Source organism: Flavobacterium mesophilum (assembly GCF_039581405.1).
Lineage (GTDB): Bacteria > Bacteroidota > Bacteroidia > Flavobacteriales > Flavobacteriaceae > Flavobacterium.
The window spans coordinates 337,520-353,908 of record NZ_JBCPXZ010000003.1; the positions used below are offsets into that span (position 1 = coordinate 337,520).

The following is a 16,389-nucleotide window of genomic DNA, read 5'->3' on the forward strand; positions in this document are numbered from 1 at the left end:
TAAGAAAAAAAACGCAGCTGCTTAGTAGCTTAGCAACTTAGAACCTTTAAAAAAATGAAAGAACAATTTAAAAAATTTCTGAACGAAGAACAAGATCCAAAAGCGATTGAAAAAATCACTTCGAAACTTACAGATTTATTAATGAAAGGCGAAGAAGTTGGATATATCGCAGTGCAAAAAAAGCCTGCACTTACTGTTTTTCCGGACAGCATTGTATTAACCAATAAACGTATTATTATCTGCAAACCTAAAAATTTGGGTCTTTCTATGGACTTCACAGATTATACTTGGGATGATATTGCAAGTACGTTTGTTAAAGAAAATATTTTAGGTTCTGAATTTTCATTTGGAACAAAAACTGATTTAGCTGTTTCTATCGATTATATCCCGAAAATTCAAGCTAGAAAAATTTATACCTATGCTAAAGAGCAATTGGATTTATTGAAAAATCCTGTTCAAGCTGGAACTCCTGTTCAAGAACCAGTTCAAGTAGAAGAACCAGTTTTTGAAGACGAAGACGAAGTTGAAGAAGTAGAAACAGAAGAAGTGACAAGTTTCGCAGAAATTTTGCCTGCAGCACCAGTTGTTACAGAAACTTACGAACCGCTTCCAACGCAACCATCTCAACCAGCAGGAGAACGCAAATTAAGTGATTTATCTAAAGAAGAACTTTTTGATAAATTGCAGAATTACAAAAAACTTCTTGACAATGGTTTAATCATGCAAGGAGAATATGATGCTTATAAGAAAGAGATTTTAAGTTACATGTAAATAAGTCTTAAAGTCAAAAGTCGAAAGTCTTAAAGTTTTCTTGACTTTGTCAAAATAAAAAGTCCGAAATAGAAATTCTATTTCGGACTTTATTTTTAAGTCTGTATTTCGACTTTATGACTTTCGAATTTCCAACTTTCTGACTAAAGCGTCGCTTTCTGCTTTTCTACAAATTTATGCGACTGTAGTTCCAGTAATTCCTTGGCATTTTTACGTTGCAAGTCAAATAATCCTTTATCTTCGGCGATATCAGCGTACACTCTGTCGTGCATTTCGGCGCTGGTTTTTACGAGTAAATCGCGTTGGTATTTATTTTGTGCCAAAGTCGCTTTCATCGCAGTTTCGGCTTCTTCTTGTTTGAAATCGAATTCTCCTTTTGGTGCTAATAATTTGGCAATAATTGGAGAAGTTTCAATGGCTAAAAACAATAGCATAATGAAAAATGACGGAAGCCAAGGCAATTTGTTTAGTGCATTGATACGCGCCATTAATCCGTCGAAACCTTCAATGATGGGCTGTGTTTGCGAAACTTTTTTATCTAAATCGGCTTGTAATTGTTTCCCGATTTTTTCCTTTTCGGCGATTTTTGCTTCGTTTGTTGTTTTTAAAGTTTCAAACTCTTTAAGCGACGCATCGTGTTTTTCTCGTTTCTCTTTATAAACTGGGCCTTTTCCTAATTTCTTGGTTCCGGCAGTTCCTTCGGCTTCGGTAATATAAACAGAATATAAGTCGTTTACTTCTTTCTCTTTCTTTACAATATCTGCCTTTAGCGCCGCAATTTCAGCTTTATTTTTATCTAAATCCGATTTGAAATAGTTTCCAACTTGTTTTTTATTGGCCAATTCCATTTCGTTTTTCTCTTTCAACAAAACAGTATTGATTTCTTTTTCGAAGATTTTAATTTCCAAAGGTTTTGAAATTACAATCGCAATAATAATTGCCAAAGCAATTCGAGGCGTCGCTTGCAGGAATTCATCCATAAAACGGTCTCTCTTTTTAATTGTCGAAACGATAAATCGGTCCAGATTAAAAATCAGCAAACTCCAAACAAATCCAAAAATCAAAGCGGGATAAATAGAATCGAAAACCGTAAAAAGCGCATAAGCACTGGCTAAAAATGCCATTACAGCAGTAAAAAATACAGTGGCGCCAATTCCAACATATTTGGTTTGTTCGCCTTCTGAACAATCTTTCAAGAGATCTCGGTCGACTCCTGAACATAGGATAAAAAATTGTTTTAACATGATTGATGATTTTTGATTGTGATTGATAGAACAAATTTAACGCCAAAAATTTAATTATGAGGTAAATAGTTGATTTGTTTTCATTTGCGCCTTAAATTATTTCAAATAAATAAGTGTTACTTTAACATTAATAAGTTCGTTTTTTATTAGGGCAATCATAACACTATGTTAATTTTTTTCAACTTCTTTAATAACATTAAGGTTCTAGTTTCGCAGGAAATCAAACTAAAACACAATGAGAAAAATTTATTTATTAGTAACATTTATGCTATTGGCCTTTTCAGGTTATGCTCAAAAAGCAATAATTTCGGGAAAAGTATTAGATATTGACGACAAACTTCCTTTGCCTGGAGCGATGGTTCAAATCGTAGGCGAAAACAAATACACGGTTTCAGATTATAATGGCCGTTTCGAATTATTAAACGTAAATACAGGAACTTATAAAGTAACTGTAAAATATATTGGATATACTGCAATAACTCAGGAAATCACCGTTGAACAAGGAAAAAACAATGTAATTGATTTTGCCTTAAAAACTTCTGGAACTGAGCTGAACGAAGTTGTAGTTGGAGACGTTTTAAAAGGTCAGGCCAAAGCGCTGAATCAGCAAAAAAACAACAAAAACATTGGAAACGTAATTTCATCTGACCAAGTTGGACGTTTTCCTGATGCTAATGTTGGAGACGCTTTAAAACGTGTTCCAGGTATCACCATGCAAAACGACCAAGGTGAAGCGCGTAACATTATTATTAGAGGTCTTGCTCCTTCATTGAACTCGGTTACTTTAAATGGCGACCGAATTCCATCTGCTGAAGGAGATAACAGAAACGTACAAATGGACTTGATTCCATCTGATATGATTTCGACTATCGAAGTAAACAAAACGCTTACATCAGATATGGATGCTGATGCGATTGGAGGTTCTGTAAACTTGATTACAAGAGCAACTCCAAATGGCGAAAGAATCTCTGCAACGCTTGCTGGAGGTTATTTGCCAATTCGCGACCACGCATCTTATACTGCAGGTTTAGTTTACGGAAATCGTTTTTTCGACAATAAACTTGGAGCAGTTTTCAGCGGATCATATAATAATGTAGATTACGGTTCTGATAACATCGAAAACGAATGGGTAAAAGATGATTTTGGAAATGAATATCTACAAGCTTCAGAAATCAGAAAATACGATGTACAACGTATTCGTCGTAGTGCTTCTGTGGCTTTGGATTACAAATTTGACGAAAACAATACCATTTTTGCTAATGCAATCTACAACTGGAGAGATGACAGAGAAAACCGTTTCAGAACTACTTATGATGATATCGAGCCAATTTACAACGGCGAAGAAATCACTGGTTTTGAAGGTCGTGTAAAACGTCAAACAAAAGGTGGAGTTGACAGCAATAGAAACAAAAACAGAAGATTAGAACAACAAACGGTTCAGAATTACTCAATTCGAGGAGAGCATTTAATCAATTCAACTCTAGATTTGGATTGGTCTGCTAATTATGCAAAAGCGAGAGAATATCGCCCGCAAGAACGTTATATCGAATACCGTCAGAAAGGTTTGGAAATGATGGAAGATTTATCTGATCCAAGATTTCCTTTGATGACAACGGTTGGTGAATCAGTTGACGAATTCAAATTTGATTCGGTTACTGAAAATACAGATGATACAAGCGAAAGCGAATTTGGAGCAAAAGTAAATATCCGTTTTCCTTTCTCTGTAATTGCAGGAGAAAAAGGAAGATTGAGAACTGGTCTTAGACTTCGTTTGAAAGAAAAAGAAAGGAACAATTCATTCTATTCTTACGAACCGATCAATGATGATATGGCGCTATTATCACAAGTTCCAACATCGTATTTTGATGGAAAAAACTTCAATCCAGGAAGCAAATATGTGCCAGGAACTTTTGCTTCTGCAGCGTTTTTGGGAGGTTTAGATTTAAACAATCCGACATTATTTGATAAAGAAGCCGATCCAGCAGAATATTTAGCTGTAAACTACAATGCTAAGGAAAGTATTTACGCTGCTTATGTAAGATGGGATCAAGATTTTAACGATAAACTTTCTATGGTTTTAGGTTTCCGTGTCGAGAATACGCACATTGATTATACAGGAAATAGAGTTTTGGATGAGGAAGAATTAGAAAGTCAAATCAACACCAAAAACACGTATACGAATTTGTTGCCAAGCATTTCATTTCAATACAATGCGACTAAAGATTTAGTTTTAAGAGCGGCTGCAACAACAGCTTTGGCTCGTCCAAACTATTATGCATTAGCACCTTATGTAAACAATATCGCTGCTGATAAAGAAATTACAGCTGGAAATCCAGATCTTGATGCAACATACTCATACAATTATGATTTCATGGCTGAGAATTATTTCAAATCTGTTGGTTTGATTTCTGGAGGTGTTTTCTACAAAAAATTACATGATTTCATATACAACTACAGCGACAATCAATATACAACTGAAAAATTTGCTGCAGATTTTCCTAATCAAGTTAACCCAATTCCAACGGGAGAAAACTGGTCATTTTTACAATCAAGAAACGGAGACACCGTTGACGTTTACGGATTTGAAGTTGCGCTTCAGCGTCGTTTAGATTTCTTGCCAGGTGATTTCTTGAAAGGCTTCTCAATTTATGTAAACTATACGTATACAAAATCTAAAGCAAAAGGTATTTCTGATGAAGACGGAAATGAAAGAAACGATATCAGTCTTCCAGGTACAGCACCACACATGTTCAACGGATCTTTATCTTGGGAAAACAAACGTTTTTCAGCGAGAGTTTCAACTAACTTCACTTCTGATTATTTAGATGAATTAGGTTCAGAATCTTATAAAGACAGTTTTTATGACAAGCAATTTTTCTTGGATGCAAATGCTTCTTATAAAATCACACCTAAACTTCGTGTTTTCGCAGAAGCTAACAACTTAACAAATCAGCCATTGCGTTACTACCAAGGAGTTGAAGCACACACAAAACAAGCTGAATATTACCAAGGACGTTACAATTTAGGATTGAAATTAGACTTGTAAGCCGCACTTTTTTAAAATTCTTAAATTAGACAGAGTTTAGCGCTCTGTCTAATTGCATTAAAATATCATACCAATGAAAAATAAATCTTTAATTGCTCTTTTACTTTTAGCAGTTTCATTTACAGCTTGTAAAGATGATAAATTAGCACCGGTACAACCAAATGCCGTTAAGCCAACAACTGTCACTCAAGCCTTGCCTCACGATACAGATGATCCTTCAATCTGGATTCACCCAACAGATCCTTCAAAAAGTATTATTGTTGGAACAGACAAGGACACAGACGGCGGTTTATATGCTTTTGATATGAATGGAAAAATCCTTAAAAAATCGATTCCGTTAAAACGTCCAAACAATGTTGATATCGCTTACGGATTGATTATTGACGGAAAAAAAGTAGATGTTGCGGTAACTACAGAACGTGAAGAAAACAAAATCAGAATTTTTAGTTTACCAGATTTAGAACCAATTGACAACGGCGGAATTCCAGTTTTTGAAGGCGAAGCACAACGCGACCCAATGGGAGTTGCTTTGTACACACGTCCAAATGATGGAAAGATTTTTGCTATTGTGGGAAGAAAAACGGGACCTTCTGGAAGTTATTTATGGCAATATGAACTTTCGGGTTCAGGAAAAAATGCTGTCGCAAAAGTAGTTCGCAAATTCGGAGCTTATAGTGGCAAAAAAGAAATCGAAGCGATTGCAGTTGACAATGAATTAGGCGCTGTTTACTATTGTGACGAACAATTCGGAATCAGAAAATACAAAGCAGATCCAGCTTTAAATGATAATAAAGAATTGGCACTTTTTGGACAAAAGGATTTCAAAGCAGATCATGAAGGAATCGCAATCTACAAGAAAACAGATTCTACCGGATATATTTTGGTTTCAAATCAGCAAGCAAATTCTTTTATGGTTTATCCGAGAGAAGGTTCTAAAGGAAATCCAAACAGTTATCCTTTATTAGCCGAAATTCCAACTTCAACAATTGAGTGCGACGGTGCCGATGTTACCAATGTAAACTTAGGTTCAAAATACAAAAACGGACTTTTCGTAGCCATGAGCAACGGAATGACCTTTCATTATTATACTTGGGATTTGATCCAAAAACGCATTGACGAAGCTAAGAAATAAGCATTCTGTCAAGGTTTTCGGTCGCAGTTTTCAGTGTTTATTTATTTTTTTTTCTGCGATTGGAAACCAAACAAAAAAAGCTGTTCAAAACGAACAGCTTTTTTAATTTTGAATTAGTAATTGCCCCTTTATTCTGTAATCGGTGCTCCTGCTAAAATTTCAGCATTCGCAAATTCTTCAAATTTGGCAAAATTAGCTTTGAATTTCTGAGCTAATTCTAACGCTTTTTTATCGTATAAATCTTTGTCTGCCCAAGTATTTCTTGGATTTAAAATTTCCTCTGGAACATTTGGACAAGATTGTGGTTTTGCAATTCCAAATACTGCGTGATCTTTATACTCTACATTATCCAATTCTCCATTTAATGCAGCGGTAATCATAGCGCGAGTATATTTTAGTTTCATACGGCTTCCTGTTCCGTAAGGGCCTCCAGTCCATCCTGTATTGATCAACCAAACTTTTACACCAGCATCTTTCATTTTTTTGCTCAACATTTCAGCATATTTTGTTGGATGCAAAGGCATAAATGGCGCTCCAAAACAAGCAGAGAAATTTGGTTGTGGTTCTGTTACACCAGCTTCAGTTCCAGCAACTTTTGCAGTATATCCAGAAATAAAGTGATAGGCCGCCTGACCAGGAGTCAATCTTGAGATTGGAGGCAAAATTCCGAAAGAATCTGCTGTTAAAAAGAAGATATTTTTAGGATTATGTCCGATTGAACCTGGCTGAATATTGTCAATATGCGTTATTGGGTAGCTTACACGTGTATTTTGAGTGATTGAAACATCATCATAATCTACTTCGTTAGTTCCAGCTTTGAAAACCACATTTTCTAAAAGCGCACCTTTTTTGATCGCTCTGTAAATGTCTGGTTCATTCTCTTCAGATAAGTTGATTACTTTCGCATAACAACCGCCTTCAAAGTTGAAAACTGAATTTTCGCTTGTCCATCCGTGCTCATCGTCTCCAATTAACTTACGCTCTGGATCTGCAGATAAAGTCGTTTTTCCGGTTCCTGATAATCCGAAGAAAATTGCAGTATCTCCGTTTTTCCCAACATTTGCACTACAGTGCATTGGAAGTGTATTTTTGAAAACTGGTAAAATGAAATTCAAAGCAGAGAAAATTCCTTTTTTCATTTCTCCTGTATACCCAGTTCCACCAATTAATGCGATTTTTTTAGTAAAATCCAAAATTGCAAAATTAGATTGACGTGTACCGTCTACAGCAGGATCTGCCATAAAACTTGGTGCACAAACTACTGTCCATTCTGGAGTAAAATTTGCCAATTCAGATTCTTCTGGTCTTAAGAACATATTGTAGCAAAACAAATTTGACCAAGCTGTTTCGGTTACAACACGAACATTTAATCTGTAATTGTTGTCTGAACAAACGTATGAATCACGAACAAAAACTTCTTTGTCTGATAAAAACTTTGTTACCTTATTATATAATTTTTCAAAAGCCTCTGGTGCAAAAGGAATATTTACATTTCCCCACCAAACTTTATCTTCTGTAATCGCATCTTTTACAATAAAACGATCTTGCGGAGAACGTCCTGTAAATTCACCTGTATTAATAGCCAATGCTCCTGTTGAGCTTTCGACACCCTGGCCTGATTGTAAAGTAATGGCATGCAATTCATCTGGGGATAATTGATAGCGAACTTTAGCATTTTCAATTCCTAATTCTTTTAACGAAATCGATTGCGAGAAAAGTGTGTTAGTGTCCATAAATTTTAAGTTGTGTGTGATGTTTGATAGAATGCAAAATTACAGATTTATTGTAAATCCTTTAAAAATATTTCAATTTCACTTTAATTTATATCAAAAAAGCAAAATTTAAACTTTAAATTCAATAAAATAAAAAAATAAGAGCTTCTAATTTGTTATCTTATAACCTTTTAGTCAAATTTGTTATATTTTTCTCTTTTTAAAGTGAAAAACAAAATAAATTCACACAAATAAGATTATATGTTATTTATGAGACAAAATTAAATATTAATTTTTAGATAGAATTTTTTATTCGGGATTTTATGATTTTTGCCTCAAAATAGTAACAAATAATGTCAACCAAGCAATAATTAATAGCATTCCGCCCAAAGGTGTTGCGAATCCTATAAATTTAAAATCGAACAAAGTGAAGTTTTTTGTAGCCAATAAATAAATCGAACCACTAAAAAGTACAACGCCTGCAACAACCAAATTATAAATGGTTTTTAAGGTTTTTTCAGAAATGTCTTTTCGAGTCGAAACGAAAAACAAAAAGAAAGCATGATACATTTGATAACGAACTCCAACTTCAAAAGTATTCAGTTCTTCCACAGATAAATATTTTTTTAGCAAATGAGCTCCAAAAGCGCCTAAAATAATAGCTAACATTCCGATAAAAGCTCCCGTCAAAACTATTCTTCTTTTCATGTTTCTGTTTTTCTAATTACCCAACAAAAATACTCAATACAATTAGAAAAAACCGTTTGCTTTTTGCCAAAAAATATCACTGTAACTGAAAAATTCATCTTTTAACTTATTTGAAAAATAAATTACATTTTTTACTACCTATACATGTTATATTTATAACATTTTAATATATTTGTGTTATAAATATAAAATATGAGAAGCATATTAATTTTTGGAGCAGGACGCTCAGCGTCATCTTTGATTCGTTATTTACTTTCAAAATCAGAAAGTGAGAACCTTCATTTGGTTGTTGCCGATCTATCTTTGGCTTTAGCCGAAAAAAAGACGCAAAAACACCCAAACGCAACTCCAATTGCTTTAGATATTTTTAATGCCGAAGAACGAAAATCGGCAATTGAAGAAGCTTCGATTGTTATTTCGATGCTTCCAGCACATTTGCATATCGAAATTGCCAAAGATTGTCTTCATTTCAAAAAACATCTTGTCACAGCATCTTATATAAGTGATGCTATGCAGGCACTTGATGAAGAAGCGAAGAAAAACAATTTAATTTTCATGAACGAAATTGGTCTTGATCCTGGAATTGATCACATGAGCGCCATGAAAGTGATTGATGAAATTAGATCAAAAGGTGGTAAAATGCTTTTGTTTGAATCGTTCTGTGGCGGACTTGTAGCTCCTGAATCTGATAACAATTTATGGAATTACAAATTCACTTGGGCGCCACGAAATGTGGTTTTGGCCGGTCAAGGAGGCGCAGCCAAATTTATTCAGGAAGGCACTTATAAATATATTCCGTATAGCGCATTGTTTCGCAGAACTGAATTTCTAGAAGTGGAAGGCTACGGAAAATTTGAGGCCTATTCGAATCGTGATTCACTAAAATACAGATCAGTTTATGGACTTGACGATATTCTAACTTTATATCGGGGAACCATTCGAAGAGTTGGTTTTTCAAAAGCTTGGAATATGTTCGTTCAACTCGGAATGACAGACGACAGTTATGTTATTGAAGATTCTGAAAATATGAGCTATCGCCAATTCATGAATTCATTTTTGCCTTATCATCCAACTGATTCGGTTGAAATTAAGACACGATTCATCTTAAAAATTGATCAAGATGATATCATGTGGGACAAACTTTTGGAATTGGATTTATTCAACCCAAACAAAAAAGTGAATTTGCCAAATGCAACTCCGGCTCAAATCTTAGAAAAAATATTGACCGACAGTTGGGCGCTCGAACCAGATGACAAAGATATGATCGTCATGTATCATAAATTTGGTTATGAATGCAACGGCGAAAAAAAACAAATCGACTCAAAAATGGTCTGCATCGGCGATGATCAAACCTATACCGCAATGGCAAAAACCGTTGGACTTCCGGTAGCGATGGCGACACTATTGATTTTAAATGGGAAAATTACAACTCCAGGCGTTCAACTTCCAATTAAAAAAGAAGTTTACGAGCCTATTTTAAAGGAGTTAGAAGAATATGGGGTTGTATTCAATGAGCAAATAGTACCCTATTTTGGATACAACCCAGACTTGTTTTAGTCTAGTTTTTTGATTTTAATTTTTTAGAATTTTTTTTTTAGTTTATTTTATCCGCTTCTACGATGCAACAGAAGCGGATTTTTTCTTTTTAAGGAACAAAGATACAGAGTAACAAAGTGACAAAGGCCTCTGCAATAAAAAACCTTTATCACTTTGTTACTCTGTCACTTTGTTACTTATCAGTCTGAATCGTAATTGGCAATTTGTACAATACTCGAACTGGTTTTCCATCTTGAATTCCAGGATTCCATTTTGGAGAAAGTTTTAAAACACGAATTGCCTCATCACCAAGTCCAAATCCTAAATCTTTTACCACTTTAAATTCTGAAAGCGAACCATCTTTTTCAACCATAAATTCCAGATATAGTTTTCCTTCAATTTTACCTGCTTCAGCTGGTACTTTAAAGGTTCTTCCAATAAATTTGTAAAACGCCAATGTTCCTTCTGGATATTCGGGTTGTTTTTCAATTCCGTTAACAACTGGAACATTTTCTTTTTCCGGAGCTTTTTGAATTTTGTTCTTCGATGCATTTTCGTTCAGTAAAAGTGTAATTGTTCCAGAACCATTTACTTTATCCTTGCCATACGCTTTTTCATAACCCTCGGCAGTATACAATGTAACCTGATAACGTTGCGGAAATTTCGTGCTTCTAGCATTTTTATACACAAAACTATTAAAGTAAGAAACAAAATGGCTTGCTTGAAAATCATTCAAAGTTGCATTTGGAACATGTTTTCCATCGATCCAAACGGCGTAATTTTCGCTGTTTTTAAAACCTTCATAATCCTTCGAATCTGGAGATTTTTTAGCCAAAGTTGGCACTGGCGGAATGAGTTTTTTCTCCTGCGCCGTTAATTCATTATATTGCTTTTTAATAGCAATTTTACTGTTTTTGTTTTTGAAAACGAAAGCGGTATTAGCGTAATATTTTCCAAGTGAAGCATCACTTTGCTTTACTTGATTCGCATTAGTTTTCACTTCTTGAGCAACGGTTTCAATACACAAAAGGCTCATTAAAGTCATGGCAACGGGCAAGGCAGCAATTTTCTTTAGAAACGCTGTGTTTTTTGATGTTCTTTTTTTCATCATAATTAATCGTTTTTTTGTTACTAAATAATTCAAATTACTGGCCAAGTAAATCGTTTGATTTCCACTTCCTTTTTGCAAAAGCAAGTTTTGATAAAATGGAACATCGTTATAAGTTTCCACAATTTCTTGATCGGCAAGAAATTCGTGATTAAGTTGTATTGCTTTTTTATAGAATAAGAAGATGGGATTAAACCAAAAAACAGTCTTCAAAAACTCTATAAACAAAATATCGAGCGTATGTTTCTGCGTTACATGAACCAACTCATGCGTGTACAATTCGGCTTCAACATTTTGATTTTTATAATCATTAGCATTGACAAAAATGTAATTCAAAAAAGTATACGGCAAGATTTCTTCTTCTACCAAAATCAATTTTGAATTTTTAAAATCTACTGCCGGATTTTGGCTTATTTTAGTCGCAAAGTTTTTAATATTTGTTCCAAATCGTATTGCCAACATTAAAGTCACAAATACATACAAACTCCATAAAAAAATCAATTTATAATTGGTTTCTTCAACAACATTCTGCATTTGAATTATAGGCTGATTTACCGCAATTTGATTTGAAACATTTACCGGAATTTCTTTGACAATTTCAAATGAAACAAACGGAATGACTAACGAAAACACAATCGAAAAAAGCAAAAAGAATCGATTAAACCGATGCATTTTCTCGCGCTCTAATACAAAATGGTAAAAGGCGAGAAAAACTCCTAAAGCAATAGTTGATTTTATAAGAAAGTCGATCATTTTTTCTTCTTTTGAATTTCCGAGTCTATTATTTTCTTAAGATCTTCTAATTCTGAAGCACTCAAATTAGTTTCAGTTGTAAAAAATGAAGCAAATTGTGATGCTGAATTATTGAAGAAATTGCTAATCAATCCTTTTACGTGTTTCGAAAAATAATCAGTTTTCTTTACCAAAGGATAATATTCTCTCGAATTCCCAAATTCATTGTACGCAACAAACTTTTTGTCGATCATTCGCTTTAGCAATGTAGCAACAGTTGTTGTTGCCGGTTTTGGCTCCGAATAAGCTTCGAGCAAATCTTTCATGAAAGCCTTTTCAAGCTTCCATAAATGTTCCATTAATTGTTCTTCTGCGTTTGATAATTGTGTCATTTTGTAATATTTTCAAGTTTTTCCAATTCTGGCAATTCTTTCTTGTACTCTTCCAAATTCCAGTCAATATTCATTTTGGCCGCATAATCGGCTATTGGCCCCAATCCTACCTCAGCGCGTCTTTTATCCACATTATCTGGATCTATTAGAGGCGATATGTACCATTTATTCGTCTTTTTATTCTTTGCAGTCTGGCTTCCGTAAGTTTGTTTTCGTCCTTCTCGTAAAGCCACTCTATCTTCTAAATAGGCTAGATTTATTGGGCTTGCATTTCCATTTTTAACTGCTACTCTCAACATTGGCAAATACTTTTGTTGATATTTTAAATCCGCATGCTGAATAACTAAAAACAAAGTCTTATTTCCCTGAACGCCAACAACATTTTTTCCTAACCATCCTCTTTCGTCTAATATTTTCATGACCTTGATCAGGTTAACACTGTCCTTTTTAATCATGATTTTACCAATACTGTCAATTTTCTTCTTATCTGACTTTGGATTTTTATAAACATTCAAAAATTCTCCTCGAATCTCCTGATCATTGGCATAAATTTCCGAAAGTTCTTTTTCCAGCGCCTTATCGTAATTTACTCCTATAATCTCAAGTTTCTTTTGCAGTTTTTCAATTGTTTTTGTCCATTCTTTTTCTGAATGCAATGATTTTAAATCCATCTCAATTTGAAGTTCATCCATGTTTTGAAATCCATTATCAATTGCCAGATTTAGCCATTTAAATGCTTTTTTATTTTCTTTTGCCAAGGCAGCAGAACAGCCCGCATTGTAGAAATTTTTCGCCGATTTTTGCTCTATTTTAAAAGCTTTTTCATAAAAAGAAACAGACATTTTATAGTTTTCCTTCCCATAACAAGAATCTGCTTTGCGCACCCATTCTTTATAGGTCTGTGCTTTCGCGGAAAAGCAAATCAGGACAATAAAACTAAAAACAATTATTTTTTTCATGACTAATGATCGTGGTTTATTTGATATTTTGTTCTGAGATTAAATTGCCTTTATCGTAATTTTTGATGCTTTTTAATTTTCCTTTATCCGAATAGAATTTCCATTCTCCAAAATAAAACCAATGCGTTTCAACCGAATTCGTTTCTAATTTTGTTTTTCCTTTTGATTCTAGTTTTCCGTTTTCGTAATAACTTTTTACAATGCAAATTCCGTTTTTATATTTTTCAGTTTTATAAAGCTTTCCGTTGATATACGATTTCCACTTTCTTACTGGAACATCATGTTTATAATATTCGTATGATTTGTAAACCGTACTGTCTTGCTTATAATTATCAATCCAAATGCCTTCTCTTTTATGATCAATTTTTTGATTAACCGGTTTGCTCTTGCAACTCAAAAGTAATAATCCGCAAAACACTATTAAAAATTGTTTTTTCATAAAATGCTTTATTTCTACATTTATAGATATTGCTCTACAAATGTAGAGATAAAATTCAAACGTGCAACTTTTTTAGCTAAAAATTTTATTAGACTAAAATTTTACTGTTCGTTTAATCAGGTTCTTGAATAGAAATTGGAAGATGAAATTTAGCCGCAACTACTTGGCCGTTTAGTTTGCCAGGTATCCATTTTTGGGATAATCGCAGTACTCTCAAAGCCTCTTCGCCGGTGCCGTAGCCAAGATCTTTTACAATTTGCATATCGGTTAGCGAGCCGTCTTTTTGGACAATAAAAGTAACGCGGATGGTTCCTTTTATCACAATTCCTGTTGGTGTCGACGGCACTTTATAAAAATGCCCGCAAAATTTATAAAACTCCGGCATTCCTCCCGGATAAGTTGGTTTTTCGGTTAAATCTGCTGTTTGATAAAAGCCGTTTCGAACCATTATTACATTATTTTCATCAATCTTAGGGAGCGTAATTTCTTCCGTTTCTGGTCCGCCTTTTTTAAGTTTTTCGGTAATCTCTCCTTTGGTTAATTTCCTATTTTCAAAAAAAACTTTTATAGCCTCCATTTCTTCTACAGGGTCAAGAGCAGTAAATTTCTTTTCTGCAACATAAACTCCTTCGTAATTTTTAATTTTAAAAGTAGTATTGGCATAATATGTTTCGATGTCATTTCGCATTTTTTGCGCTTCTTCTGGAGTAGGTTTTGGCTTTGCTTCCTGCGCTGTAGTTCTGACATTGAAAAGTAAAATAAGAGCAAAACACAAAACTATTTTCATTTTGAAAACCGAATCTACTTTTGGGGACATAGTGGTATTTTTTTAGTTATTTTCTGATAAAAATACTGATTTAATTTAAATTCCAATACTCTAGGTATAAAAGCTTTATGTCTTTGCGTGTGAAAAAATTTAACCGCAAAGAACGCAAGGATTTTTTTAACGTTATGCTTATAAATGCAAAGTTCGCAAAGCTTATCCGTCTAGCTTTGCGAACTTTTTATAAATCTCGCTTTAAAAATTTTTAGCGTCCTTTGTGTAAACCTTTGCGTTCTTTGCGGTAAAAATTAACCGCAAAGTGCAAGGTTTTTTTTCACGATTACGCCTATAAACACAAAGTTCGCTTTAAAATTACTTAGCGCGCTTTGCGTAAATTCTTTGTGTTCTTTGCGGTTAAAAAACTATTTCGAAAGCTCCACAAAATACTTGTAAAACAACGGAATAGTCTCAATCCCTTTCAAGTAATTAAAGATTCCGAAATGCTCGTTTGGCGAGTGAATCGCGTCGCTGTCTAATCCGAATCCCATTAAGATGGTTTTGCTTTTTAATTCTTTTTCAAATAAAGCCACAATTGGAATACTTCCTCCAGAACGAACCGGAATTGCCGGAACTCCAAAAGTTTCTGTATACGCTTTATTTGCCGCTTGATAACCAATGCTGTCAATTGGCGTTACATAACCTTGACCGCCGTGGTGAGGCGATACTTTTACCGTAACTCCGGCTGGCGCAATGCTTGTGAAATGTTTGGTGAAAAGTTCTGTAATCTCTTCCCAATCTTGATTTGGAACCAAACGCATTGAGATTTTAGCGAAAGCTTTACTCGCAATAACCGTTTTTGCGCCTTCGCCAGTGTAACCGCCCCAAATTCCGTTTACGTCTAATGTTGGACGGATTGAGTTTCTTTCGTTGGTTACATATCCTTTTTCGCCATAAACATCATTTAAGTCTAAAGCTTTTTTATATTTCTCTAAGTTGAAAGGCGCTTTTGCCATTTCAGCTCTTTCTTCTGCAGATAATTCTTGAACTTTATCGTAGAATCCTGGAATTGTGATATGATTGTCTTCATCGTGAAGCGAAGCGATCATTTTTGCCAAAATATTAATTGGGTTCGCCACAGCTCCTCCGTACAAACCTGAATGCAAATCGCGATTTGGACCAGTAACTTCAACCTCAACATAGCTCAAACCTCTTAAACCTGTAGTAATTGACGGTTGTTGATTCGAAATCATTCCAGTATCAGAAATAAGGATAACATCATTTTTTAGTTTTTCTTGATTGCGCTCTACGAACCAAGCCAAACTTGCTGAACCTACTTCTTCTTCTCCTTCGATCATGAATTTTACGTTACAAGGCAATTCGTTGTTTTGCACCATATATTCAAGCGCTTTTACGTGCATGTACATCTGACCTTTGTCGTCACACGCTCCACGCGCGAAGATTGCTCCTTCTGGGTGAATTTCTGTGGTTTTGATAACTGGTTCAAATGGTGGTGAAGTCCATAATTCTAATGGATCTGGCGGTTGAACATCGTAGTGTCCGTAAACTAAAACTGTTGGAAGATTTGGGTCGATTATTTTTTCACCGTAGATAATTGGGTAACCTGGAGTGTCGCAAGTTTCGACATAATCGCACCCTGCTTTTGATAAACTTTGTTTTACAGCCTCTGCTGTGTCAATAACATCTTGCGAATATGCAGTGTCGGCACTAACCGACGGAATCTTTAATAATTCGATCAATTCATTGATAAACCGATCTTTATGTTGTTGAACGTAGGACTTAATATTTTCCATTTAAATAATTTTTATAGAAACCCAAAAGTACGAAAA

At 34.5% G+C, this 16,389-nt stretch carries 13 protein-coding genes; 4 read left to right on the top strand and 9 right to left on the bottom strand.

Features of this window, described 5'->3' with window-relative positions:
• Positions 1 to 54: 54 nt before the first annotated feature.
• Positions 55 to 771, top strand: a complete 717-nt coding sequence (locus tag AAYQ19_RS10420; RefSeq protein ID WP_343536163.1) for a PH domain-containing protein — start codon at positions 55 to 57, stop codon at positions 769 to 771.
• A gap of 143 nt (positions 772 to 914) precedes the next feature.
• Here the strand turns inward: AAYQ19_RS10420 and AAYQ19_RS10425 are convergent, their stop codons facing one another.
• Positions 915 to 2,015, bottom strand: a complete 1,101-nt coding sequence (locus tag AAYQ19_RS10425) for a DUF4407 domain-containing protein (protein ID WP_343536164.1) — start codon at positions 2,013 to 2,015, stop codon at positions 915 to 917.
• A 235-nt stretch (positions 2,016 to 2,250) separates the two neighbouring features.
• On the opposite strand from AAYQ19_RS10425, the gene AAYQ19_RS10430 reads away from it, so the two are divergent.
• Complete coding sequence (locus AAYQ19_RS10430) at positions 2,251 to 5,061, top strand: TonB-dependent receptor (RefSeq protein ID WP_343536165.1); 2,811 nt, start codon at positions 2,251 to 2,253, stop codon at positions 5,059 to 5,061.
• A 73-nt stretch (positions 5,062 to 5,134) separates the two neighbouring features.
• Positions 5,135 to 6,193, top strand: coding sequence for a phytase (locus AAYQ19_RS10435; RefSeq protein ID WP_343536166.1), 1,059 nt, complete (start codon positions 5,135 to 5,137; stop codon positions 6,191 to 6,193).
• Between the two features lie 128 nt (positions 6,194 to 6,321).
• Here AAYQ19_RS10435 and pckA read toward each other — a convergent pair whose 3' ends face one another.
• Together pckA and AAYQ19_RS10445 are read right to left on the bottom strand one after the other, a co-directional pair.
• Positions 6,322 to 7,926, bottom strand: a complete 1,605-nt coding sequence (gene pckA / locus AAYQ19_RS10440) for a phosphoenolpyruvate carboxykinase (ATP) (protein WP_343536167.1) — start codon at positions 7,924 to 7,926, stop codon at positions 6,322 to 6,324.
• 300 nt (positions 7,927 to 8,226) lie between these two features.
• A complete protein-coding gene (locus AAYQ19_RS10445) occupies positions 8,227 to 8,613 on the bottom strand; it encodes a DUF423 domain-containing protein (protein WP_343536168.1) in 387 nt (128 codons plus the stop codon).
• 192 nt (positions 8,614 to 8,805) lie between these two features.
• Between AAYQ19_RS10445 and AAYQ19_RS10450 the strand changes: the two genes are divergently transcribed.
• Positions 8,806 to 10,170 carry a saccharopine dehydrogenase family protein gene (locus AAYQ19_RS10450; RefSeq protein WP_343536169.1) on the top strand — a complete coding sequence of 455 codons (1,365 nt, stop codon included), beginning with the start codon at positions 8,806 to 8,808 and terminating at the stop codon, positions 10,168 to 10,170.
• 172 nt (positions 10,171 to 10,342) lie between these two features.
• Here the strand turns inward: AAYQ19_RS10450 and AAYQ19_RS10455 are convergent, their stop codons facing one another.
• The 6 genes from AAYQ19_RS10455 to AAYQ19_RS10480 all read right to left on the bottom strand — a co-directional run bounded on the left by AAYQ19_RS10455 (position 10,343) and on the right by AAYQ19_RS10480 (position 16,353).
• The gene (locus AAYQ19_RS10455) at positions 10,343 to 12,010 is read right to left on the bottom strand and encodes an energy transducer TonB (RefSeq protein WP_343536170.1); all 1,668 of its coding nucleotides are present in this window, start codon (positions 12,008 to 12,010) and stop codon (positions 10,343 to 10,345) included.
• Positions 12,007 to 12,381 carry a BlaI/MecI/CopY family transcriptional regulator gene (locus AAYQ19_RS10460; RefSeq protein ID WP_290964543.1) on the bottom strand — a complete coding sequence of 125 codons (375 nt, stop codon included), beginning with the start codon at positions 12,379 to 12,381 and terminating at the stop codon, positions 12,007 to 12,009. Before AAYQ19_RS10460 ends, AAYQ19_RS10455 begins: the two co-directional genes overlap by 4 nt.
• Positions 12,378 to 13,340: a DUF6624 domain-containing protein gene (locus AAYQ19_RS10465; protein WP_343536173.1), complete on the bottom strand. Its 963-nt coding sequence runs from the start codon at positions 13,338 to 13,340 to the stop codon at positions 12,378 to 12,380. The genes AAYQ19_RS10460 and AAYQ19_RS10465 overlap by 4 nt, the downstream gene beginning before the upstream one ends.
• A 16-nt stretch (positions 13,341 to 13,356) precedes the next feature.
• Positions 13,357 to 13,779 (bottom strand): toxin-antitoxin system YwqK family antitoxin, encoded by a 423-nt coding sequence (locus tag AAYQ19_RS10470; RefSeq protein ID WP_343536174.1) that lies wholly within the window; start codon positions 13,777 to 13,779, stop codon positions 13,357 to 13,359.
• 112 nt (positions 13,780 to 13,891) lie between these two features.
• A complete protein-coding gene (locus AAYQ19_RS10475; RefSeq protein ID WP_343536176.1) occupies positions 13,892 to 14,596 on the bottom strand; it encodes an energy transducer TonB in 705 nt (234 codons plus the stop codon).
• A 368-nt stretch (positions 14,597 to 14,964) separates the two neighbouring features.
• Positions 14,965 to 16,353 carry a dipeptidase gene (locus AAYQ19_RS10480; protein WP_343536178.1) on the bottom strand — a complete coding sequence of 463 codons (1,389 nt, stop codon included), beginning with the start codon at positions 16,351 to 16,353 and terminating at the stop codon, positions 14,965 to 14,967.
• Positions 16,354 to 16,389: the final 36 nt, after the last annotated feature.

Excerpts from the sequence above, each read along its gene's own strand:
- AAYQ19_RS10420 (WP_343536163.1), top strand. The coding sequence starts at position 55 with ATGAAAGAACAATTTAAAAAATTTCTGAACGAAGAACAAGATCCAAAA.
- AAYQ19_RS10425 (WP_343536164.1), bottom strand. The coding sequence starts at position 2,015 with ATGTTAAAACAATTTTTTATCCTATGTTCAGGAGTCGACCGAGATCTC.
- AAYQ19_RS10430 (WP_343536165.1), top strand. The coding sequence starts at position 2,251 with ATGAGAAAAATTTATTTATTAGTAACATTTATGCTATTGGCCTTTTCA.
- AAYQ19_RS10435 (WP_343536166.1), top strand. The coding sequence starts at position 5,135 with ATGAAAAATAAATCTTTAATTGCTCTTTTACTTTTAGCAGTTTCATTT.
- pckA (WP_343536167.1), bottom strand. The coding sequence starts at position 7,926 with ATGGACACTAACACACTTTTCTCGCAATCGATTTCGTTAAAAGAATTA.
- AAYQ19_RS10445 (WP_343536168.1), bottom strand. The coding sequence starts at position 8,613 with ATGAAAAGAAGAATAGTTTTGACGGGAGCTTTTATCGGAATGTTAGCT.
- AAYQ19_RS10450 (WP_343536169.1), top strand. The coding sequence starts at position 8,806 with ATGAGAAGCATATTAATTTTTGGAGCAGGACGCTCAGCGTCATCTTTG.
- AAYQ19_RS10455 (WP_343536170.1), bottom strand. The coding sequence starts at position 12,010 with ATGATCGACTTTCTTATAAAATCAACTATTGCTTTAGGAGTTTTTCTC.
- AAYQ19_RS10460 (WP_290964543.1), bottom strand. The coding sequence starts at position 12,381 with ATGACACAATTATCAAACGCAGAAGAACAATTAATGGAACATTTATGG.
- AAYQ19_RS10465 (WP_343536173.1), bottom strand. The coding sequence starts at position 13,340 with ATGAAAAAAATAATTGTTTTTAGTTTTATTGTCCTGATTTGCTTTTCC.
- AAYQ19_RS10470 (WP_343536174.1), bottom strand. The coding sequence starts at position 13,779 with ATGAAAAAACAATTTTTAATAGTGTTTTGCGGATTATTACTTTTGAGT.
- AAYQ19_RS10475 (WP_343536176.1), bottom strand. The coding sequence starts at position 14,596 with ATGTCCCCAAAAGTAGATTCGGTTTTCAAAATGAAAATAGTTTTGTGT.
- AAYQ19_RS10480 (WP_343536178.1), bottom strand. The coding sequence starts at position 16,353 with ATGGAAAATATTAAGTCCTACGTTCAACAACATAAAGATCGGTTTATC.